Origin of the sequence: Nitratidesulfovibrio sp. 1201_IL3209 (assembly GCF_036763125.1) — a bacterium.
In the GTDB taxonomy this organism is placed as follows: Bacteria; Desulfobacterota; Desulfovibrionia; order Desulfovibrionales; family Desulfovibrionaceae; genus Cupidesulfovibrio.
The window spans coordinates 19015-37313 of the sequence record NZ_JBAIYT010000039.1 but is presented as its reverse complement, the minus strand read 5'-3'; the positions used below and the strand labels follow the sequence as shown (position 1 = coordinate 37313).

Below are 18299 nucleotides of genomic sequence, written 5' to 3'. Positions count from 1 at the left end.
CCCCCCCCCCCCCCCCCCCCCCCCCCCCCCCCCCCCCCCCCCCCCCCCCCCCCCCCCCCCCCCCCCCCCCCCCCCCCCCCCCCCCCCCCCCCCCCCCCCCCGCAAGAATTTGGGTTTGTCAGCAGTCTGCAACGCCCCGGCCGCACGGCCGGGGCGTTGCTGGTCGTGATGCGGCCGGGGGGACGGCGGCGGCGGGGAGGGTGCCCCGGCGCGCGTGTCCGGCGTTTGCTTCGTGTCCGAACCCGCCCTGCGGGCGTGCTCGACTCTACTCTCCGTCCGAACCCGCCCTGCGGGCGTGTTCGACTCTATTCGCCGTCCGAACCCGCCCTGCGGGCGTGTTCGTCCTTGTACAGCTTGTAGGTGATGGAATCGGCCAGGGCCTGCCAGCTTGCCTCTATGATGTTGAACGAGACGCCCACGGTCACCCAGCGGCTGTCGGAATCGCCCGACTCGATGAGCACCCGCACGGTGGAGGCCGTGCCCCCGCCCGTTTCCGCGCCGGTCAGCACGCGCACCTTGAAGTCGAGCAGGCGCATCTCGTTCAGGCGCGGGTAGAAGCCCATCAGGGCCTTGCGCAGGGCGTTGTCCAGCGCGTTCACCGGGCCGCGCCCGGTGGCGGCGGTGTGTTCGGTCACGCCCTCCACGTCCACCATCACCGAGACTTCGGAAACCGGATCGCCCTCGCTGTCGTGCTTGGTTTCCAGCACCCGGAACTGCAACAGCCGGAAGAACTCGCGCACGCCGCGCCGGGCCAGCTTGCGCAGGATCAGCAGTTCCACCGAGGCCTCGGCGGCGGCGTAGTCGTAGCCCAGGCTGGCCTTCTTCTTCAGTTCGGTCAGCAGGCCCTTGACCACCGGCTCGTCCTTGTCCAGGTGGAAGCCGAAGCGCCGCGCCAGCGAGACGATGTTGCTGCGTCCGGCCAGTTCGGTGATCAGGATGCGCTGGCGGTTGCCCACCACGTCGGGGCTGATGTGCTCGTACAGCGACGACTTGCGGTTCACCGCACTGACGTGCACCCCGCCCTTGTGGGCGAAGGCCGAGCGGCCCACGTACGGCTGGCGGCTGAACGGCGGGATGTTGGCCACTTCCGAGACGTAGGCGGCCACCGCCGTGAGCTGTTGCAGCCGCCCCTGGGGCAGGCAGGCGTAGTTCCCGCCGAACTTCAGTTCCAGCGTGGGGATGATGGAACACAGGTTGGCATTGCCGCAGCGCTCGCCCACCCCGTTGATGGTGCCCTGGATCTGCGAGGCCCCGGCCTGCACCGCCGCGATGGAGTTGGCCACGGCCAGTTCGCAGTCGTTGTGGGCGTGGATGCCCACGGTCGCTCCGGGCAACGCCTCGCGCACTTCGGCCACGATGCGCGCCACCTCGTGCGGCAGGGTGCCGCCGTTGGTGTCGCACAGCACCAGCACGTCGGCGCCCGCCTCGTGGGCGCGGCGCAGCGCGCTGAGCGCGTAGGCGGCGTTGTGCCGGTACCCGTCGAAGAAGTGCTCCGCGTCGAAGTACACCTCGGCCAGCTTTCCCTTCAGGAAGGCCACCGAGTCGCCGATGATCTCCAGGTTGCGCGCGGCGTCCAGGCGCAGGGCTTCGGCCGCGTGCACCTCGCACGACTTGCCGAAGATGGAGGCCACCCGCGCCCCGGATTCCGCGATGGCGCGCAGGTTGGGGTCGCTGTCCGCCGTGAAGTTGGGATGATGCGTGCTGCCGAAGGCGCTGATCATCGCGTGCTTCAGGTGGTAGTTCGCGATTTCCTTGAAGAACGCCACGTCCACCGGGTTCGACCCCGGCCATCCGCCCTCGATGCGGTCGATGCCGAGCTCGTCCAGCTTGAGGGCGATCTTCAGCTTGTCGGCCGCGGTGAGGTTGATGTCCTCGGACTGCGAACCGTCGCGCAGGGTGGTGTCGTACAGTTGTATGCGCCGGGTCATGACGGTGGCCCTATGCGTCGCCGAGATCGCGATTCAGGCCGAAGGCGTCGTGCAGGGTGCGCACGGCGAGTTCGGTGTACTTTTCCTCGATGAGGCAGGTAATCTTGATTTCCGACGTGCTGATCATCAGGATGTTGATGTTTTCCGCGTGCAGCGCGGCGAACGCCTTGGCCGCCACGCCGGAATGGTTGCGCATGCCCACGCCGATGGCCGAAACCTTGGCCACCTGGGTGTCGTGCAGCACTTCCTGCGCGCCGGTGCGGCTGCGGATTTCCTCCATCAGCGCCAGGGTCTTCTTGAGGTCCTTGCGGGGCACGGTGAAGGTCATGTCCGTCACGCCGTCGCGGCTGGGGTTCTGGACGATCATGTCCACCAGGATGCCCTGCTGCGACAGCGGGCCGAAGATGGCGGCGGAAACGCCCGGCCTGTCGGGCACGCTGCGCAGGGTCACCCGCGCCTGATCCTTGTCGTATGCTATGCCGGAAACGAGTACGGCTTCCATCTCGCAATCCTCCTGGGTGACCATGGTGCCCGGGGTGTCGGTGAAGGTTGAGCGCACGTGGACGGGCACCTTGTACTTCTTGGCGAACTCCACGGACCGGATTTGCAGCACTTTCGCGCCCATGCTGGCCATTTCCAGCATCTCGTCGTACGAGACGCGGTCCAGCTTGCGGGCGGTGGAGCACAGGTTGGGGTCGGTGGTGTAGACGCCGTCCACGTCGGTGTAGATTTCGCATTCCACGGAGCCCAGGGCGGCGGCCAGCGCCACGGCGCTGGTGTCGGAGCCGCCGCGCCCCAGGGTGGTGATGCGTCCTTCGGGCGTCACGCCCTGGAACCCGGCCACCACGATGGCGTCGTGGGTTTCCAGTTCCTTGCGCAGGCGCGTGGCGTCGATGTCCATGATCCGCGCCCGCCCGAAGGCGTCGCTGGTGGTGATGGGCACCTGGAACCCGGCCATGGAGCGGGCCTTGATCCCGGAATCCTTGAGCAGCATGGAGAAGAGCGCCACCGAGACCTGTTCGCCGGTGGCGATGAGGGCGTCCACCTCGGCCGGGTCGGGGTCGGCGGACCATTCGTCGGCCAGGGCCAGCAGGCGGTTGGTTTCGCCCGAGCGGGCGGAAAGCACCACCACCGGCTTGCAGCCGTCGCGCAGCGCCCGCCTGACCTTCTCGCGCACCTGCTTCATGCATTCGAGGTTGGCGACGGACGTGCCGCCGAACTTCTGCACCAGAATACGCATACCGCTTCCTTATCGTGCGTTGTGTCGAGCGTTGTGCCCAGTATTGTGGGTGTCATGCTCCGGGCCGGGGCCCGGCCGCGTCGCTACGTGTTCTCTCGGTCTTCTTGGGCGGCGGCCTGAGTGGCGGGGGCCGCCCCCGTTTCCGGCGCCACGAGGTCCGCGACCTCGCGCGCCGTCGCATCCAGTACGCGGCGTGCCGCCTCTCCCCGGGCAATGGCCGTGATGAGCCTGCCGTGCGCGGCGGGAAGCCAGGTGAGCTCCAGCCTGTCGGGGGGCAGCACGTCGGCCGGAAGGCGTTCGGCCCATTCGACGATGACCAGCGCCCGGCGGGGGCCTTCCGTTTCCAGAAGGTCCAGCAGGGCGTCGTCCGCTGCCGCGTGGGTTACCCCGGGGGGCGGTTCCAGGCGGTAGAGGTCGTAATGGGCCGTTTCCGGCCGCGTGGGGTACATGTTGCAAATATTGAAGCTGGGGCTGCTGACCTCGGCGTTGTCGCCGCCGGGCAGGGCTTCCACCAGGCCGCGCACCAGGGTGGTCTTGCCCGCGCCGAGCCCGCCCGACAGCAGCAGGGTGCGCGCGCCGGGCCGGGCCGCAAGGGCCAGCGCCAGGGCGCGCCCCAGGCGCAGGGTGTCGCCGGGGCCGGGCAGCCGCAGGGTCAGGACCGTGTCATCACGGACGGGCCGGATGGACCGATCGGGTCGGTCGGGCCGGACGGAATTCGCTGGGGCCATGCGCCCGACGGCTACGCCCCCGCAAGGGTGCGCAGCACGTCCTCCTTGCCGATGACGCCCACCAGCCTGCCCGCGTCCACCACGGGCAGGGTGTGGTACTTGGAGTCCACCATCAGGCTGGCCACCTCGTCGATGGGCGTTTGCGGCCCCACGGTGACCGGGTCCGGCGTCATGGCCTGCCCCACGTTGGTGGCGGAGATCTTGCGCATCTCCTCGTCAAGGTCGCTCATGGAGCGCAGGGGGATGAAGCCGTCGAGCACGGTGAACAGCGTGGGCAGGTTCAGCTTCTTGTGCTGGGCGATGAGGTCGCTCTGGCAGATGACGCCGACGAGGGTTCCCTTTCCGTCCACCACGGGCAGGCCGTTGAACTTGCGCTGGATCATGATGCGGGCCGCTTCGGCGATGCCGGTTTCCGGGGTGACGGTGACGGGGGCGGCGGTCATGATGTCCTTGGCTAGCAGCATGGGGAGTGCTCCTTTCGCACGCGGGGGATGGCGTCGGCGATTTCGCGCGGGGTGTTGCCCCGAGCGGGGTAGTCGTGCAGCAGTAGTTGACCGGCCTTGGCGTGCAGGTACGCGGCAAGGCAGGCGGCCACCTCGGACGGCGCGCCCTGCGCCAGCAGGGCCCCGGCAAGGCCGGAGAGCACGTCGCCCGAACCGGCGACGGCAAGCGTGGGTGCGGCAAGGGGAATGAGGGTGATGGGCCGGTCGCGCCGGGTGACGAGGCTGCCCGCGCCCTTGAGCACGAGCACCCCCGCGCAGCGCGCCGCGAAGGCCCGTGCCGTGGCCGCCCTGCCGCGTTGCACGTCCGCCGTGGTGAGGCCCGCGAGGCGGGCCATTTCGCCGGGGTGGGGGGTAACAATATCCGTTTCACCCACCAAATCAAGCGAAACAAGACCTTCCGCCAGCGGGAACAGGCCGTCGGCGTCGATGACCGCCGGGGGGCGGCCGGGCAGGGCCAGCAGTGCGCCGAGCACCTCGGCCGCCTCGGGCGAGCGGCCCATGCCGGGGCCGATCACCAGCGCGTTGCAGCGCGCCGCCAGCGCCAGCAGGCCGGGCAGGGCGGCGGGGTCCCAGGCGCGGCGTTCGCCCAGGGGCAGGGTCATCACGTCGGGGGTGGCGGCCTTGACCTCGGCGGCGAGACCGCCGGGGCAGGCCACGGTGACCAGCCCCGCGCCGCCGCGCAGCGCGCCAAGCCCCGCCAGCAGCGGCGCGCCGGTGAGCCCTTCCGACCCGCCCACCACCAGCACGTGCCCGGCGGTGCCCTTGTGCATGCAGGGCGAGGGCGCGGGCAGGGTGGCGAGGCAGGCGTCGTCCAGCATGCGGTACGAGGCGGGGTGCAGGGCGCGCACCGCCTTCGGGATGCCGATGGGCCGCACGTGCAGGCGGCCCGTGAAGGGGGCGGCCTCGGGCAGGACCAGGCCGGGCTTGGCCGCCTCGAAGGTGACGGTGGCGTGGGCGCGCACGGCGTCGGGCCGGGGACGGCCGGTCAGGCCGCCGAGGCCGGAGGGGATGTCCAGCGCCAGCACCAGGGCCCGGTCGGAAAGCTCGTTGATGGCGGCCACCAGCCCCGCCTCGCGTTCACGGAGAGTTCCGCTGAAGCCGGTGCCCAGCAGGCCGTCCACGACGACATGCGGCGTGAGCCAGCACGGGTCGGGCAGGCTGCGCGGCCACGCCCCGGCGGGGCGGAAGGGCACGCCGCAGCGTTTGGCGAGGCGGGCGTGATACCCGGCAGCGCCGCGATACCCGCCCAGGGGGCGGGTGTGCAGCACCAGCACCTCGGCCCCGGCGTCGTGCAGGTGGCGGGCCAGGGCGGCCGCGTCGCCGCCGTTGTTGCCGCCGCCCATGAACAGCAACACCCGCAGGCCGGAAAGGGAGAAGGTGGCGGCAGGGGAGGGGGGTGCAGCAGGCGCGTCGGGCGCGTCGGGGGCCATCCCGGCTCCCGTGCCGGTCCGGCCTGCCGGGCGGCAATCTGCCCGACTGGCCAACTCCGCGCGCAGCACGTGCAACGCCTCGCGGCTGGCGTTCTCCATCAACATCTCTTCGCGCAGGCCGAAGTCGGCCATGGCGGCGCGGTCCCACCCGGCCATCTCTTCCGGGGCGGGCAGGTCCACATGGGGCAGGCGCCAGCGGTCAGGTCTGTCGTTCGGGGTCATGGAAGGCTCCTGTGCAGCATGGGGTTCCTTCCCCCGGAAATTCGTTGCGATGGTTTCAGGTGACTGGCTATGGCTGCCGCTCCAGCACCACCACGGCGGCGGCGGTGTCGCGGCCGTGGGTCAGCGAGACGTGGGCGGTGGTGGCGCCCAGTGCGGCAAAGCGGTCGGCGGCCTTGCCGTGCAGCACCAGCCGGGGGTGCCCGGTGGGCAGGGGGCGCACCTCGATGTCGCGCGGGCCGATGCCCTGCGAAAAGCCGGTGCCCAGCGCCTTGACGGCGGCCTCCTTGGCGGCGAAGCGCGCGGCCAGGAACGCCACGGGCGCGACGGGCAGGCAGGCCAGTTCGGCCGGATGCAGCACGCGCGCGGCAAAGCGGCGGCCGTGGCGTTCCCAGGCCCTGGCGATGCGCGAAAGCTCCGCGACGTCGATGCCGAGGCCCACGATCATGCGGCGCCTCTGGCGTGTGTTGGCTGGTGCATCATATACATGTACGTGGCCTTCCGTGCGTATGGACTGTGGCCCGGCGTGCGGGGCGCATGCCAGGGGTTGTTTCTAACGTAGGATTTTCGTTCGTTGGCAAGGAAAACAAGCCTGCCATGAGGGAATATACTCTTATCGTATTTGACCGAAATGGTAGGCGAAGTTTGACGACGCCAACGGGCGAAAGGACAAGTTAGAAACAACCCCTAGGCCGGAAACCGGGCAATGATGGCGGCCATGTCGGCCACGGCGCGTTCGAACCCGGTCAGCACCGCGCGCGCGACGATGGAATGGCCGATGGAGAACTCGCTGATGCCCGGCACTTCCGCGAAATCGTAGATGTTGTCGTAGTTCAGGCCGTGCCCCAGGTTGACGGAAAGGCCCAGCGACCGGGCGAGGCCGATGGCCCGCACGATCTTGTCGCGCTCGGCCCGTTGGGCGGCGCGGGTGGGGGCGTCGGCGAAGTGGCCGGTGTGCAGTTCGATGTACGGGCAGCCGATGGCGGCGGCGGCGCGCACCTGGGCCTCGTCCGCCTCGATGAACAGGCTGGACAGGATGCCCGCTGCGTGGATGGGGGCGAGGTAGTCTTTCAGGAACGCCTCGCGTCCGGCCACGGCAAGGCCGCCCTCGGTGGTCAGTTCTTCGCGCTTTTCGGGCACCAGGCAGACCATGTGCGGCCGGCGGGTCTTGCCGGACAGGGCGATGGACTGCATTTCTTCGGTGGCGGCCATTTCCAGGTGCAGGCGGGTCTTCAGGGTGCGAGCCATCAGTTCCACGTCGTGGTCCTGGATGTGGCGGCGGTCTTCGCGCAGGTGCACGATGATGCCGCGCGCGCCCGCCAGTTCCGCCATGTGGGCGGCGGTGAGCGGGTCCGGCTCCTTGCCGAGGCGCTGCTGGCGCAGGGTGGCGACGTGGTCCACGTTGACGACGAGAACGGGCATGGCGGCTCCTTGGGGTGAACATACCGAATGTGCGGGATTTTCACACCCCTGCGGGCGCGAAGTCAAGGGTCTGCTGGTCGGGGTGCGTTGTTCGGGGTATACTGTTCGGGACACGCTGCCGGGGACGGGGCCGGGCAGGTCCGGTTGCGTTCCGGCCTTGCCGGGCAGGCGGGCAGGGAGCGTCACCGGCTCCTCCGTTGACGAACGGCGGGCCACCGATGTAGGGCAGGGTGCGTATATAAGATGACCGCTCGAACAGTGCGCGGCCGCTTCGCCATTTCCCGAATATCCGCATATCCCGCACGAAACATAACGAGGATCGCATGAACGTCTGCATTGTCGGCACCGGCTACGTCGGCCTGGTCAGCGCCGCCTGCTTCGCCGAAATGGGCAACAACGTCTGCTGCGTGGACGTGAACCCCGCCGTGGTGGAAACCCTGACCGCCGGAAAGGTGCACATCTACGAGCCCGGCCTCGAAGACCTGGTGCGCCGCAACCACGCGGAAGGCCGCCTTGTCTTCACCACCAGCCTGGAGCAGGGCCTTGCGCGCGCCCAGTTCGTGTTCATCACCGTGGGCACCCCCTCGCGCGACGACGGCTCGTGCGACCTGTCCTTCGTGGACCAGGTGGCCCGCGAGATCGGCCGCCTGATGCACCGTCCGCTCATCGTGGTGGACAAGTCCACCGTGCCCGTGGGCACCGCCGACCGGGTGCGCGGGCTGATCCGCGAGGAATTGGCCGCGCGCGGCGCGGACATCGCCTTCGACGTGGTGTCCAACCCCGAATTCCTCAAGGAAGGCGACGCGGTGAACGACTTCATGAAGCCGGACCGCGTGGTCGTCGGCACGGAAGACGAGCGCTCGGCCGAATACCTGCGCCAGTTGTACGCGCCCTTCGCGCGCAGCCGCGACAAGCTCATCGTCATGGGCACCCGCAGCGCGGAAATGACCAAGTACGCCGCCAACTGCATGCTGGCCACCAAAATTTCGTTCATCAACGAGATCGCAGGGATCTGCGAAAAGGTGGGGGCCGATGTGCGCGAGGTGCGCATCGGCATCGGCTCGGACCAGCGCATCGGCTACCATTTCATCTACCCCGGCGTGGGCTACGGCGGCTCGTGCTTTCCCAAGGATGTCAAGGCGCTGATCCACACCGCGCGCGAAGCCGGGGCCGTGCCCCAACTGCTGGACGCCGTGGAGGACGTCAACGCCCGCCAGAAGGTCTCCATGGCCCGGCGCATCCGCGACTACTTCGCGCCGCAGGGCGGGGTTGCGGGCAAGACGCTGGCCCTGTGGGGCTTGGCCTTCAAGGCCAACACCGACGACATGCGCGAGGCGGCGGCCCTGTCCATCATCGCCGACCTGACCGCCCACGGCATGCGCGTGCGGGCCTTCGACCCGGTGGCGTCGGAGAACGCGGCCAGGCTCATCGGCGACAACCCGCTGGTGGAGATCGTGTCCGAACAATACGAGGCCTGCCGGGGCGCCCAGGCGCTGCTGGTGGTCACCGAGTGGAACCAGTTCCGCAACCCCGACTTCGAGCGGGTGAAGGACCTGCTGACCGCGCCGATGTTGTTCGACGGCCGCAACCTGTACTCGCCCGCGTTCATGGGCGAACAGGGCTTCGCCTACTTCTGCGTGGGGCGGGCCGCCAGCCTGTAGCCCCGCAGCCCGAATGCGCCAGGCCCCCCTCCGGAATTTCCGGCGGGGGGCCTTTGCATGCGGGACAGGTTGGCGGGCTTTGCCGGGGACGCGCGGGGAGCCGGGCCACGGCGTTGCGGGGCGAACGAACGGGTTCGCGCGGCACGCGGGCGGGTGCGGTGGGGGGCGTATGCCCGCCAGTACGTGGAAAGGGCCGCACCCTGTCGCAGGATGCGGCCCTTTCCACGTGACCGTCGCGGCTTCGGCTCGGCGGTAGGCCAGCCCCCGTCAGGCGGGGTCCGTCGGGTGGCGTTGCCGGGTGGCGTCGTGGCAGCCTCGTCCGTCGGCCCGCCTAGGGGCGCCGGTCAAGGCTGCGTCTACAGGAGCGCAGTTGCAGTTCCTGCAGGATCAGCCGTTCGTACTCCACGGAGTGCTGCGGCTGCACGTTGAAGTCTTCTTCCAGAAATTTTTCGAGGAACTGGGTCTCCTCCCAGAAGTCGAGCAACTCCTCGTCTCCGAGAGCCTTGATTTGCAGGGCGAGGGGCAGGTCGTCGGGGAAGGGGAACATATGCGCCATGGGCCGCATTCCTCCGCGTCGGTGGACGTTATGGTGCCGGGGCGGTCGCCGGGCCGGCCGCCTGCCTCTCTCGGACGTTTCTGGCCAGTCGTCTGCCAGCCCCGCGCGTCCTGTCCAGTTCATCGGCCAGTTCACCGTCCATTTCACCGTGCATTTCATGTCCACGTCATGAAACAGCGCCCGCGGGCCACAAAGGATGCGGGGCTCGTGCGGTGCGTTCCTGCCGGGGGGCGTGCGCCAAGGCGCACGGCCACCGCGCGGGTCAACATGACGGTTCACGATGACGGTTCACGCGCCGGTTCACGGGCAGACGGACTGGCATTGGGCTGTGCAGCCACCTTTTACGCCACGGCGGCGTGATTATCAAGCCCCATGGCGGGAATACGGCCTGCGGAAGGGAAGACGCCACGGGCGTGTCGCTTGCCTTGACGGGTGATTCCGCATAGGATGGTGCGTGCGGTCGCGGCGTTCGTCGCCCGGACTGCCGCAACTGTAGCTACCCGCACCAAGGAGCTGATCATGGATGCAACGCAGAAGAAGCAGGACGATGAACTGCTGCAACTCGTCACGTTCAGCATCGGCGACGAGGAATTCGGGGTGGACATCCTGAAGGTGCAGGAAATCATCCGCACCATGGAGATCACCAAGGTTCCCCGCGCGCCGGAGTTCGTCGAGGGCGTCATCAACCTGCGCGGCAAGGTCATTCCCATCATCGACCTGCGTCGCAGATTCGGTCTCGACTCCAAGAGCCACGACAAGCATACCCGCATCATCGTCATCGAGATCAACAACATGATCGTCGGGTTCGTGGTGGATTCCGTTTCGGAAGTGCTGCGCATTCCCGCGAGCACGGTCGAGCCGCCGCCACCGGTGGTCGCCGGGCTGGAGTCGGAGTACATCAGCGGCGTGGGCAAGCTGCAGGATCGCCTGCTGATCCTGCTGGACCTCGACAAGCTGCTGTCCAACGACGACATGAGCGTCCTCGGCCACATCTAGGCATTTCCCCGTTCTCGCACGCGCCCCGGCGGCCCAGGCCCCGGGGCGTTGCGCATTGGGGCCTCCGCCATGCCGGGTCCGGGCAATGCGTCCCGGGGCCGGACCGGCGCGGGGACATTGCGCCGCAAGGCCGAACCGGGTAAGGTCCCGCCCTGCGCGCGGCGCGTGCCGTCGGTACTGCAGTTGGTAGTATTGGTGGCGGTCGGTCCCGCCCTGCGCGCGGCGCGTGCCGCGCGCGCCACACGACATCCATGCCGCCTTCCCCGTGCCCGCGCCGCGTCGGCAAAAGGGGCGGAGCGGCCTTTTGCCGTTCACCTGCGCACCCACGCCCTTGCCGCGCCCGTCTGCCGGGGCGTGTCGGGGCGTGCCGGGCACCGGCCGCGGGGGCACGGAGGCACCGTGAATTTCGAGCAATTGACATCCCGTCTGGCCGTGTCCGGCCTTGCCGTACCGGCGTCCGCCGCGAGCCATGCCGGTGGAGCCCACGCCCTTGCGGCGGCCGGGGCCCTGCGGATAGAGGTGGCCCGCAGCGGCATGGGCGGGGCCGCCCGCCTGGCCCTGGCCCTGATGCGCGCCGGGCGCGACGTGGTCATGGTGGTGCGCGACGCCGCCGAACTGGCCGAGGCCCGCGCCCTGACCACCCTGTTCTCGCCCGAGCTTTCCGGCGCGGACCCGTCCGTGACCCAGGCCCGCTGGGACGCGCAGTGGATCGTCTTTCCGCAGCACCCGGCGGGCACGCGCGGCCGCGCGGCCTGGGCCGCGCGCATGGCCAGCCTGTACGCCCTGAGCCGCCGCGAGCATCCGCGCGGGGTCATCGTCTCGGTGGACAACCTGCTGCCCAAGCTGCCGCCGGTGGACATCTTCGAACACCACGAACTGCGCCTGGCCCGTGGCGAGGACATGTCGCCGGAACTGGTGCTGGACCAGGCCATCGACTGGGGCTTCGAGCGCGCCCAGATGGTCAGCCGCCCCGGCGAGGCGGCCCGGCGCGGCGACATCCTGGACATCTTCCCCCCCGGCTACGAAAAGCCGCTGCGCCTGGAATTCTTCGGCGACACGCTGGAGGACATCCGGCTGTTCGACGCCACCAGCCAGCGCTCGCTGGCCAGCCTGGAGGAGTTCCGCCTGCTGCCCGTGGCCCCGGTGGTGGGCAGCCGCGAATACCGCGAAGCCGCCGCCCGCCGCTGGAAGCAGTTGCGCAAGGAGGGCGTCATCGACGGCGAGCAGGCCGCCGCCCTGGCCCGCATGGCCGAGGGCGAGGTCACCGGGCTTCTGCCCGGCGCCTGGTACGAGAACGCCACCTGGATGGAGGACTGGCTGCCCCGCGACGCCGTGTGGCTGCTGCCCGACCGGGCCGACCTGTCCACGGCGCTGGAGGCCGCCCGCACCAACTGGGAGGCCTTCCTGGACCGGCAGTACGACGAGCACCGCCTGCGCCAGCCGCGCGCCCTGGTGCTGCGCGACGCCGACGAGGCCGAGACGGCTTGGCGCGGCCGGTCCGTGGCCCATTTCGAGCGGCTGGTCATGGGCGTGGAGCGCACCGGCGTGGACCTGCCGGAACGGCGGCTGCACGCCTTCCGCGACCTGTTTTCCGCGACTCCCGCGGTGCCTGTGGATGAAGACAGGCCCTGGCAGCGGCTGGTGACCGCCCTGCGCCAGTGGACCTCCGAGCGGCGCCAGGTGGTGCTCAGCTTCGCCAACGACCGCAGCCGCCGCAAGTTCCTGAAGCTGGCCGAGCAGGACGGGGTGCGCCCGGCCCTGCGCTATTCCCCGGCGGACCGGGGGCTATACGCGCTGGTCGCTCCGTTCCGCGCGGGCATCGACCTTGCGTGGGACAACGTGCTGGTCATCGGCGAGGACGTGCTGCAACCCAAGGCCGACCGCCAGCCCCGCGTGCCCACCGGGGCCTTCCTGGGGCTGGACCGCTACGACGATCTTGCGCCCGGCGACCTGCTGGTGCACCGCGACTACGGCGTGGGGCGCTTTGGCGGGCTGCACCGCATGGACCTTGGCGGGGTGGCCAACGATTTCCTGCTGCTGGAATACGCGGGCGAGGACAGGCTGTACCTTCCCGTCGACCGGCTTTCGCTCATCCAGCGGTTCAAGGGAAGCGGGGGCGCCGACGATTCCGCGCCCGCGCTGGACAAGCTGGGCGGCTCCGGCTGGCGGGCCAGCAAGGACAAGGCCCGCAAGGCCATCGAGAAGATCGCCGCCGACCTCGTCGAGATGTACGCCTACCGCAAGGTGGCCAAAGGCTACCGCTACGGCCCGCTGGGCGAGCTGTACCGCGAGTTCGAGGCGTCGTTCGGCTTCGAGGAGACCCCCGACCAGGCCCGGGCCATCCAGGACGTGCTGGACGACATGGAAAAGCCGGAGCCCATGGACCGGCTGGTGTGCGGCGACGTGGGCTTCGGCAAGACCGAGGTGGCCCTGCGCGCCGCCTTCCGCGCCGCCGCCGAAGGCCGCCAGGTGGCCCTGCTGTGCCCCACCACGGTACTGGCCGAACAGCACTACCAGACCTTCCGCAGCCGACTGGCCGGGTTCCCGGTCAACGTGGGCATGCTGAGCCGCTTCGTGCCGCGCCAGAAGCAGAAGGAAGTGCTCACCGCCGCCGCGCGCGGGCAGATCGACATCCTCATCGGCACCCACCGCCTGCTGTCCGACGACGTGCAACTGCCCAACCTGGGCCTGCTGGTGCTGGACGAGGAACAGCGCTTCGGCGTGCGCCACAAGGAAAAGCTGAAGAAATTCCGCAAGAACGTGGACGCCCTGACCCTGACCGCCACGCCCATTCCGCGCACCCTGCAACTGTCCATGTCGGGCATCCGCGAACTGTCGGTCATCGAGACCGCGCCGCCGGAACGCAAGCCCGTGGCCACCGCGCTCATCGAGCGCGACCAGAACGCCCTGCGCCAGATCCTGGAGCGCGAAATCGCCCGCCAGGGGCAGGTGTTCTGGGTGCACAACCGGGTGCAGGGGCTGGAACGGGTGGCGGAGTTCGTGCGCGGGCTGGCGCCCGAGGCCCGCGTGGGCATGGCCCACGGCCAGATGGGCGAGCGCGAGTTGGAAGACACCATGCACAAGTTCTGGCACGGCGAACTCGATGTCCTGGTATGCACGGCCATCGTGGAATCGGGCCTGGATTTTCCGCGCGCCAACACGCTCATCGTGGACCAGGCCCAGATGTTCGGGCTGGGGCAGTTGTACCAGTTGCGCGGCCGGGTGGGCCGGTCCGACCGGCAGGCCTACGCCGTGTTCGTGGTGTCCGACGCCGAACGGTTGCCCGAGCAGGCCCGCCAGCGCATGCGCATCATCCTCGAACTGGACTACCTGGGCGCGGGATTCCAGGTGGCCATGGAAGACCTGCGGTTGCGCGGCGCCGGAAACATTCTGGGCGAGGTGCAGTCCGGCCACATGACCCGCCTGGGCCTCGACCTGTATCTGGAAATGCTGGAAGAGGAAGTGGCCCGCCTGAAGGGCGATCCCCCGCGCGAGGCGGTGGAGCCGGAACTGAACATCGGGCTTGCCGCGCACATCCCCGAAACGTACATTGGCGACGCCCGCGAACGGCTGAAGTTCTACAAGGCCCTGTCGTCCGCGCCGGACGCCGCCACGTTGCAGGACGTGGAAATGGAACTGCGCGACCGCTTCGGCCCCTGCCCGCCGGAGTTGCGCAACTTCCTGGCCGTGCTGGTGCTGAAGCGCTTCCTGGCCTCGTTGCAGGTGGTGCGGGCCGACATCCACCCCGAACGTCTGCGCCTGGCCTGGGACGAGCGCCAGACCGCCATCGCGCCGGAACGGCTGGTGGCCTGGGTGGCGGCCCGGCAGGGCAGGGCACGGCTGGTGCCCCCGGCCACGCTGGAAGTGCGCCTGGAGGCCGTGCCCGGTTCCGCGGCTGAGGCCCAGGGCGATCTGGGCGCGCGGCTGGACGCGGTGCGCACCGAACTGGCCGCGTTGGCGCCGTCCCCATCCACCGGCGCCACCGGAGACCGGACGGCCGCCTGACCAGGCGCCGGGTCCCCGACGCATGCACCGCAACTGGAGAGTATTCCCCCTCATGGCCATGTCGCCTTTCCGCCGCTACCGCTCCCCCGGTTCCGCCCAGCGTCCCGGCGGGGCGGCATGGGCCGTCCTGCCGCTGCTGCTGGCGCTGCTGCTGTCCGGCTGCGGCCAGGACCCCCTGCCCGAGGGCGTGGTGGCCACGGTCAACGACCGGCCCATCATGCTGCGCACGCTGGAGGCGGTGCACGACATGAGCAGCATGAGCTGGTCCGGCCACGCCCCCTCGGTGGAGCAGTTGCAGGCCCAGTACGGCACGGTGCTGTCCGACCTCATCGTGCAGGAACTGGTGGCGCAGGCGCTGGCGCGCGAGAACATCGTGGTCACCGACGCCGAAGTGGCCGAGGCCGAGGCCGAGGTGCGCGCCGACTACCCGGCGGGGGAATTCGAAAAATCGCTGGTCGAGGAATACATCGACCTGGAGTTGTGGCGTTCGCGCCTGCGGGCGCGCATCGCCATGCAGAAGTTCATGCGCCAGATCCTGCGCCCCGCCATCAGCATCCCGCTGGAAGAGGTGGAGGGCTACTATGCCGCGCACCGGCAGGACTACCGCCTGCCGCGCCGGGTGCAGTTCCTGGTGGTGGCCGGGCCGGACAAGGCCGCCGTGGACAAGGCCCGTGCCCTGTCCCTGAACGGAGCCCGGCCCGCCGACGTGGAGGCCGCCCAGCCCACGGTGACCGTGCGCGAGGTGAAGATGCGCCGCGACCGCCTGCCCGCCCTGTGGAGCAAGGAATTGGCCGGGCTTGCGCCCCGGCAGGCATCCGCCGTGAAGCAGGGGGAGTGGGGCTACCAGTCGTTCCTGCTGGTGGGCGAGATACCCGAGAAGCAGTTGGAGCTTTCCCACGCCTATCCGCTGGTGGAACGGGTGCTGCTGGAACGCAAGATGGACGAGGCGTACGCCCGCTGGATAGATGCGGAACTGCGCACCGCGCGGATCAGGGTGTCCGCGCACCTGCTGCCCGAGGCGCGCGGCGCCGCAAGGGACGGAGCATCCGCCGACGGCGGCAACGCCACCGGCGCGGCTGGCCCGCCGGGCTCGCCGGGGGGCCTGGGCGCACCGGGCAGGTCGGGGCCTGACATGTCTGCGCCGGACATGCCGGGGCAGGGCATGCAGCCCATGGACGGCCCCGTGGACAGCCCCACGGACAACCCCATGGACAGTCTGGACGAGGCCGAGCCCGGCGATGGCACGGCCGCCGGAGCCCGGATGGACGCGCCGACCGCCGCCCCCGAGGACGGCAGGGACGCGCGCACGGCCCCGGCAAACGGCAGGCAACGTACGACAAAGACGAAATAATACGTAGTGTTGCGGCTGATTGCATAAACGGGAAAAAGGTATTACATGCCGGGTTTGCCGAGGCCATACCAGCCCGGCGAACCCCGCACGCCCCGGCGCCACGCGACCCACGTGGATTCTCGAACCGGGGAACACCGGCCTTCAGGTAGGCAACACTTCCCGGCGCCGATTCCGGGCCGGTCCCCCAACCACCAAACAGGAGTGCCCCTTGCGTCCGCTGCTCCGCACCCTCTGCCTTGCCGCCCCCGTCCTTTTTGTCTGCCTTGCCGCCGTGGCGGTCGTGGCTCCCCGGGCCGAACAGATCAACAAGATCGCAGCCGTGGTCAACGGCGAAATGATAACGTTCTTCGACGTGCAGGCCCAGTCCACCCCCGATCTGATGCGCCTCGGCCTCGACCGCAACAATCCCGCCCACCAGGAGGCGGTGCGCAAGGTGCACCTGCAGGTGCTCGACTCCATGATCACCGACATCCTGATGAACCAGGAGGCGGAACGCTGGAAGATCACCGTGCAGGACAGCGAAGTGGACAACGAACTGCGCAAGTTCGTGCAGCGCAGCCAGCTTTCGCAGCAGGAATTCGAGCGCCAGCTGGTGCAGCAGGGCCTGTCCATGGACGTCATGCGCGACCGCGTGCGCAAGGGCATCCTGCGCCACCGCCTGCTCACCCTGATGATCGCCCGCAAGATCGTGATCACCCAGGAAGAGGTCAAGAAATACTACGAGACGCACAAGTCGCAGTTCGTCACCGACCGCACCGTGCGCCTGGGCCTGGTCATCTTCGCCCCCACCGCCGATGCCGAAGGGCTGGCCGACAAGGTGCGCACCGGCCAGACGACCTTCGAACAGCTGGCCGCCACCGAGTCCATCGGCCCCAACCCCGGTGCCGGCGGCGACATCGGCACCCTGAAGTGGACCGACCTCGCCCCGGCCTGGAAGGAGGCCCTTGACGGCCTGAAGGCGGGCGAGGTGAGCAAGGTCATGCTGGTGGAAGGGCGCAAGGCGATGCTCAAGCTGGTGGAGGTTTCGGCCGGCCGTTCCCAGTCGGTGGAGGAAGCCACCCCCGAGATCGAGAACCTGCTGCGCGAGCCCAAGCTGCAGGAACGCTTCACGGAATACACCAAGCAGTTGCGCGACAAGGCCGTCATCGACATTCGCATCTAGCCCCCGCAATGCTCCCGGCCGGTGCGTGCGGCCCGGCCGGGACGCGTTGCCGCCGGTTGTCCCAGACAAGGAGAGGAGATGGCACTCAAGGAACTCGGCATCGCCCTGCGCGAGGCGCGCGAGGCGAAAGGCCTCGATATCGACGACGTGGCGATCCGGATCAAGGTTTCCGCCCGCGTCCTGCGCGCCATAGAGGAAGGGGAGCAGGACGAGTTGCCGCACGCGGTGTACGCGCGGGGGTTCATCAAGTCCTATGCGTCCCTGCTGGGCGTGGACAACGACCTGGTCATGCGCGCCGTGGACGAGGCCTATCCCTACGAGGTGCCCGAAGACCCGCTGCCGGAAACCGTGGCGGTGCAGCCCCAGGCGCGCGGGCGCAGGGGACTGGCGCCCGTGGTGCTGGCGCTGGCCGTGCTGGTTCTGCTGGCCGCCCTGGGCGGCGGCTGGTACTACCGCCAGCAGGCCGCGCGCGAGGCGGACATGCCCAAGGTGGCCCAGCCCGCGCAGCCTGCCGTGCCGCCGGTTTCGCAGCCGCAGCCCGCCGATGCCCAGTCCGCCGATGTCCAGCCCGGCCCGGCGCAGGACGCGGCTCCCGCTCCCGACGGAGCCCCGGCGGCCAATGCCACCGTCCCCGCCGCAAACGGCACGCTTCCGGCGGCCAACGCTACCGTTCCCGCAACGCAGCCCGCACGCAACGCCACGGCCCCGGCCGCCGCGTCGTCCGCCAGCCCCGCTCCGGCGCAGGCCGCCGCCGGTGCCCCGCAGGACGGCGTGTTCGACAGCGAGGCCGCCGCCACGGGCGGGGCCGACACCGAGGGCTCCGTGCTGGCGGGCGGCACGCACCGCATCGTGGTCATCGCCCTTGCCGACTGCTGGGTGCATTCCAGCGCCGACGATTCCGACGTGCGGCAGTTCTCGCTGCACAAGGGGCAGACCTTCGCGTTGACCTTTTCCAAGCGCCTCACGCTCAAGCTCGGCAACGCGGGCGGCGTGCGCATCCGCTACAACGGGCAGGAACAGCCTGCGGCCGGCGAACCGGGCCAGGTGCGCACGCTGGTGTTTCCGCCGCAGGCGCAGTAGCGGCCCCGGTTCCGGCCA

Annotated in this window: 14 protein-coding genes; 6 read left to right on the top strand and 8 right to left on the bottom strand. The window is 69.7% G+C overall.

Features of this window, described 5'->3' with window-relative positions:
• Nucleotides 1-305: 305 nt before the first annotated feature.
• The 7 genes from cimA to V6B97_RS15020 all read right to left on the bottom strand — a co-directional run bounded on the left by cimA (nucleotide 306) and on the right by V6B97_RS15020 (nucleotide 7470).
• The gene (gene cimA / locus V6B97_RS15050; RefSeq protein WP_333507326.1) at nucleotides 306-1928 is read right to left on the bottom strand and encodes a citramalate synthase; all 1623 of its coding nucleotides are present in this window, start codon (nucleotides 1926-1928) and stop codon (nucleotides 306-308) included.
• 10 nt (nucleotides 1929-1938) lie between these two features.
• Nucleotides 1939-3168 carry an aspartate kinase gene (locus tag V6B97_RS15045; RefSeq protein WP_333507325.1) on the bottom strand — a complete coding sequence of 410 codons (1230 nt, stop codon included), beginning with the start codon at nucleotides 3166-3168 and terminating at the stop codon, nucleotides 1939-1941.
• Between the two features lie 83 nt (nucleotides 3169-3251).
• Complete coding sequence (gene tsaE, locus V6B97_RS15040; protein WP_442935498.1) at nucleotides 3252-3824, bottom strand: tRNA (adenosine(37)-N6)-threonylcarbamoyltransferase complex ATPase subunit type 1 TsaE; 573 nt, start codon at nucleotides 3822-3824, stop codon at nucleotides 3252-3254.
• An 83-nt stretch (nucleotides 3825-3907) separates the two neighbouring features.
• Nucleotides 3908-4360: a CBS domain-containing protein gene (locus tag V6B97_RS15035; protein WP_333507323.1), complete on the bottom strand. Its 453-nt coding sequence runs from the start codon at nucleotides 4358-4360 to the stop codon at nucleotides 3908-3910.
• Nucleotides 4351-6051: an NAD(P)H-hydrate dehydratase gene (locus V6B97_RS15030; RefSeq protein ID WP_333507322.1), complete on the bottom strand. Its 1701-nt coding sequence runs from the start codon at nucleotides 6049-6051 to the stop codon at nucleotides 4351-4353. The genes V6B97_RS15035 and V6B97_RS15030 overlap by 10 nt, the downstream gene beginning before the upstream one ends.
• Nucleotides 6052-6118: 67 nt before the next feature.
• Nucleotides 6119-6496 carry a holo-[acyl-carrier-protein] synthase gene (locus tag V6B97_RS15025; protein ID WP_333507321.1) on the bottom strand — a complete coding sequence of 126 codons (378 nt, stop codon included), beginning with the start codon at nucleotides 6494-6496 and terminating at the stop codon, nucleotides 6119-6121.
• 239 nt (nucleotides 6497-6735) lie between these two features.
• Nucleotides 6736-7470, bottom strand: a complete 735-nt coding sequence (locus tag V6B97_RS15020; RefSeq protein ID WP_333507320.1) for a pyridoxine 5'-phosphate synthase — start codon at nucleotides 7468-7470, stop codon at nucleotides 6736-6738.
• A gap of 323 nt (nucleotides 7471-7793) precedes the next feature.
• Here V6B97_RS15020 and V6B97_RS15015 point away from each other — a divergent pair, with 323 nt between their 5' ends.
• Complete coding sequence (locus V6B97_RS15015) at nucleotides 7794-9131, top strand: UDP-glucose dehydrogenase family protein (RefSeq protein ID WP_333507319.1); 1338 nt, start codon at nucleotides 7794-7796, stop codon at nucleotides 9129-9131.
• Nucleotides 9132-9462: 331 nt separating this feature from the next.
• On the opposite strand, the gene V6B97_RS15010 is transcribed toward V6B97_RS15015, so the two are convergent.
• The gene (locus tag V6B97_RS15010) at nucleotides 9463-9687 is read right to left on the bottom strand and encodes a hypothetical protein (RefSeq protein ID WP_012611434.1); all 225 of its coding nucleotides are present in this window, start codon (nucleotides 9685-9687) and stop codon (nucleotides 9463-9465) included.
• Nucleotides 9688-10206: 519 nt separating this feature from the next.
• On the opposite strand from V6B97_RS15010, the gene V6B97_RS15005 reads away from it, so the two are divergent.
• The 5 genes from V6B97_RS15005 to V6B97_RS14985 all read left to right on the top strand — a co-directional run bounded on the left by V6B97_RS15005 (nucleotide 10207) and on the right by V6B97_RS14985 (nucleotide 18281).
• Nucleotides 10207-10683 carry a chemotaxis protein CheW gene (locus V6B97_RS15005; RefSeq protein WP_012611435.1) on the top strand — a complete coding sequence of 159 codons (477 nt, stop codon included), beginning with the start codon at nucleotides 10207-10209 and terminating at the stop codon, nucleotides 10681-10683.
• Between the two features lie 399 nt (nucleotides 10684-11082).
• Nucleotides 11083-14688, top strand: a complete 3606-nt coding sequence (gene mfd / locus V6B97_RS15000; RefSeq protein ID WP_333507318.1) for a transcription-repair coupling factor — start codon at nucleotides 11083-11085, stop codon at nucleotides 14686-14688.
• Nucleotides 14689-14740: 52 nt separating this feature from the next.
• A complete protein-coding gene (locus V6B97_RS14995) occupies nucleotides 14741-16039 on the top strand; it encodes a peptidylprolyl isomerase (protein ID WP_333507317.1) in 1299 nt (432 codons plus the stop codon).
• Between the two features lie 208 nt (nucleotides 16040-16247).
• Complete coding sequence (locus tag V6B97_RS14990) at nucleotides 16248-17201, top strand: peptidyl-prolyl cis-trans isomerase (RefSeq protein ID WP_333507316.1); 954 nt, start codon at nucleotides 16248-16250, stop codon at nucleotides 17199-17201.
• A gap of 78 nt (nucleotides 17202-17279) precedes the next feature.
• Nucleotides 17280-18281, top strand: a complete 1002-nt coding sequence (locus tag V6B97_RS14985) for a helix-turn-helix domain-containing protein (protein WP_333507315.1) — start codon at nucleotides 17280-17282, stop codon at nucleotides 18279-18281.
• The last annotated feature ends 18 nt before the right edge of the window (nucleotides 18282-18299 follow it).

What these genes read in the sequence shown, in the direction of transcription:
- V6B97_RS14995 (WP_333507317.1), top strand. Translation starts at nt 14,741, where the DNA reads ATGGCCATGTCGCCTTTCCGCCGCTACCGCTCCCCCGGTTCCGCCCAG.
- V6B97_RS15035 (WP_333507323.1), bottom strand. Translation starts at nt 4,360, where the DNA reads ATGCTGCTAGCCAAGGACATCATGACCGCCGCCCCCGTCACCGTCACC.
- V6B97_RS15020 (WP_333507320.1), bottom strand. Translation starts at nt 7,470, where the DNA reads ATGCCCGTTCTCGTCGTCAACGTGGACCACGTCGCCACCCTGCGCCAG.
- cimA (WP_333507326.1), bottom strand. Translation starts at nt 1,928, where the DNA reads ATGACCCGGCGCATACAACTGTACGACACCACCCTGCGCGACGGTTCG.
- V6B97_RS15015 (WP_333507319.1), top strand. Translation starts at nt 7,794, where the DNA reads ATGAACGTCTGCATTGTCGGCACCGGCTACGTCGGCCTGGTCAGCGCC.
- V6B97_RS15005 (WP_012611435.1), top strand. Translation starts at nt 10,207, where the DNA reads ATGGATGCAACGCAGAAGAAGCAGGACGATGAACTGCTGCAACTCGTC.
- V6B97_RS15025 (WP_333507321.1), bottom strand. Translation starts at nt 6,496, where the DNA reads ATGATCGTGGGCCTCGGCATCGACGTCGCGGAGCTTTCGCGCATCGCC.
- V6B97_RS14985 (WP_333507315.1), top strand. Translation starts at nt 17,280, where the DNA reads ATGGCACTCAAGGAACTCGGCATCGCCCTGCGCGAGGCGCGCGAGGCG.
- V6B97_RS15030 (WP_333507322.1), bottom strand. Translation starts at nt 6,051, where the DNA reads ATGACCCCGAACGACAGACCTGACCGCTGGCGCCTGCCCCATGTGGAC.
- V6B97_RS15045 (WP_333507325.1), bottom strand. Translation starts at nt 3,168, where the DNA reads ATGCGTATTCTGGTGCAGAAGTTCGGCGGCACGTCCGTCGCCAACCTC.
- V6B97_RS15010 (WP_012611434.1), bottom strand. Translation starts at nt 9,687, where the DNA reads ATGGCGCATATGTTCCCCTTCCCCGACGACCTGCCCCTCGCCCTGCAA.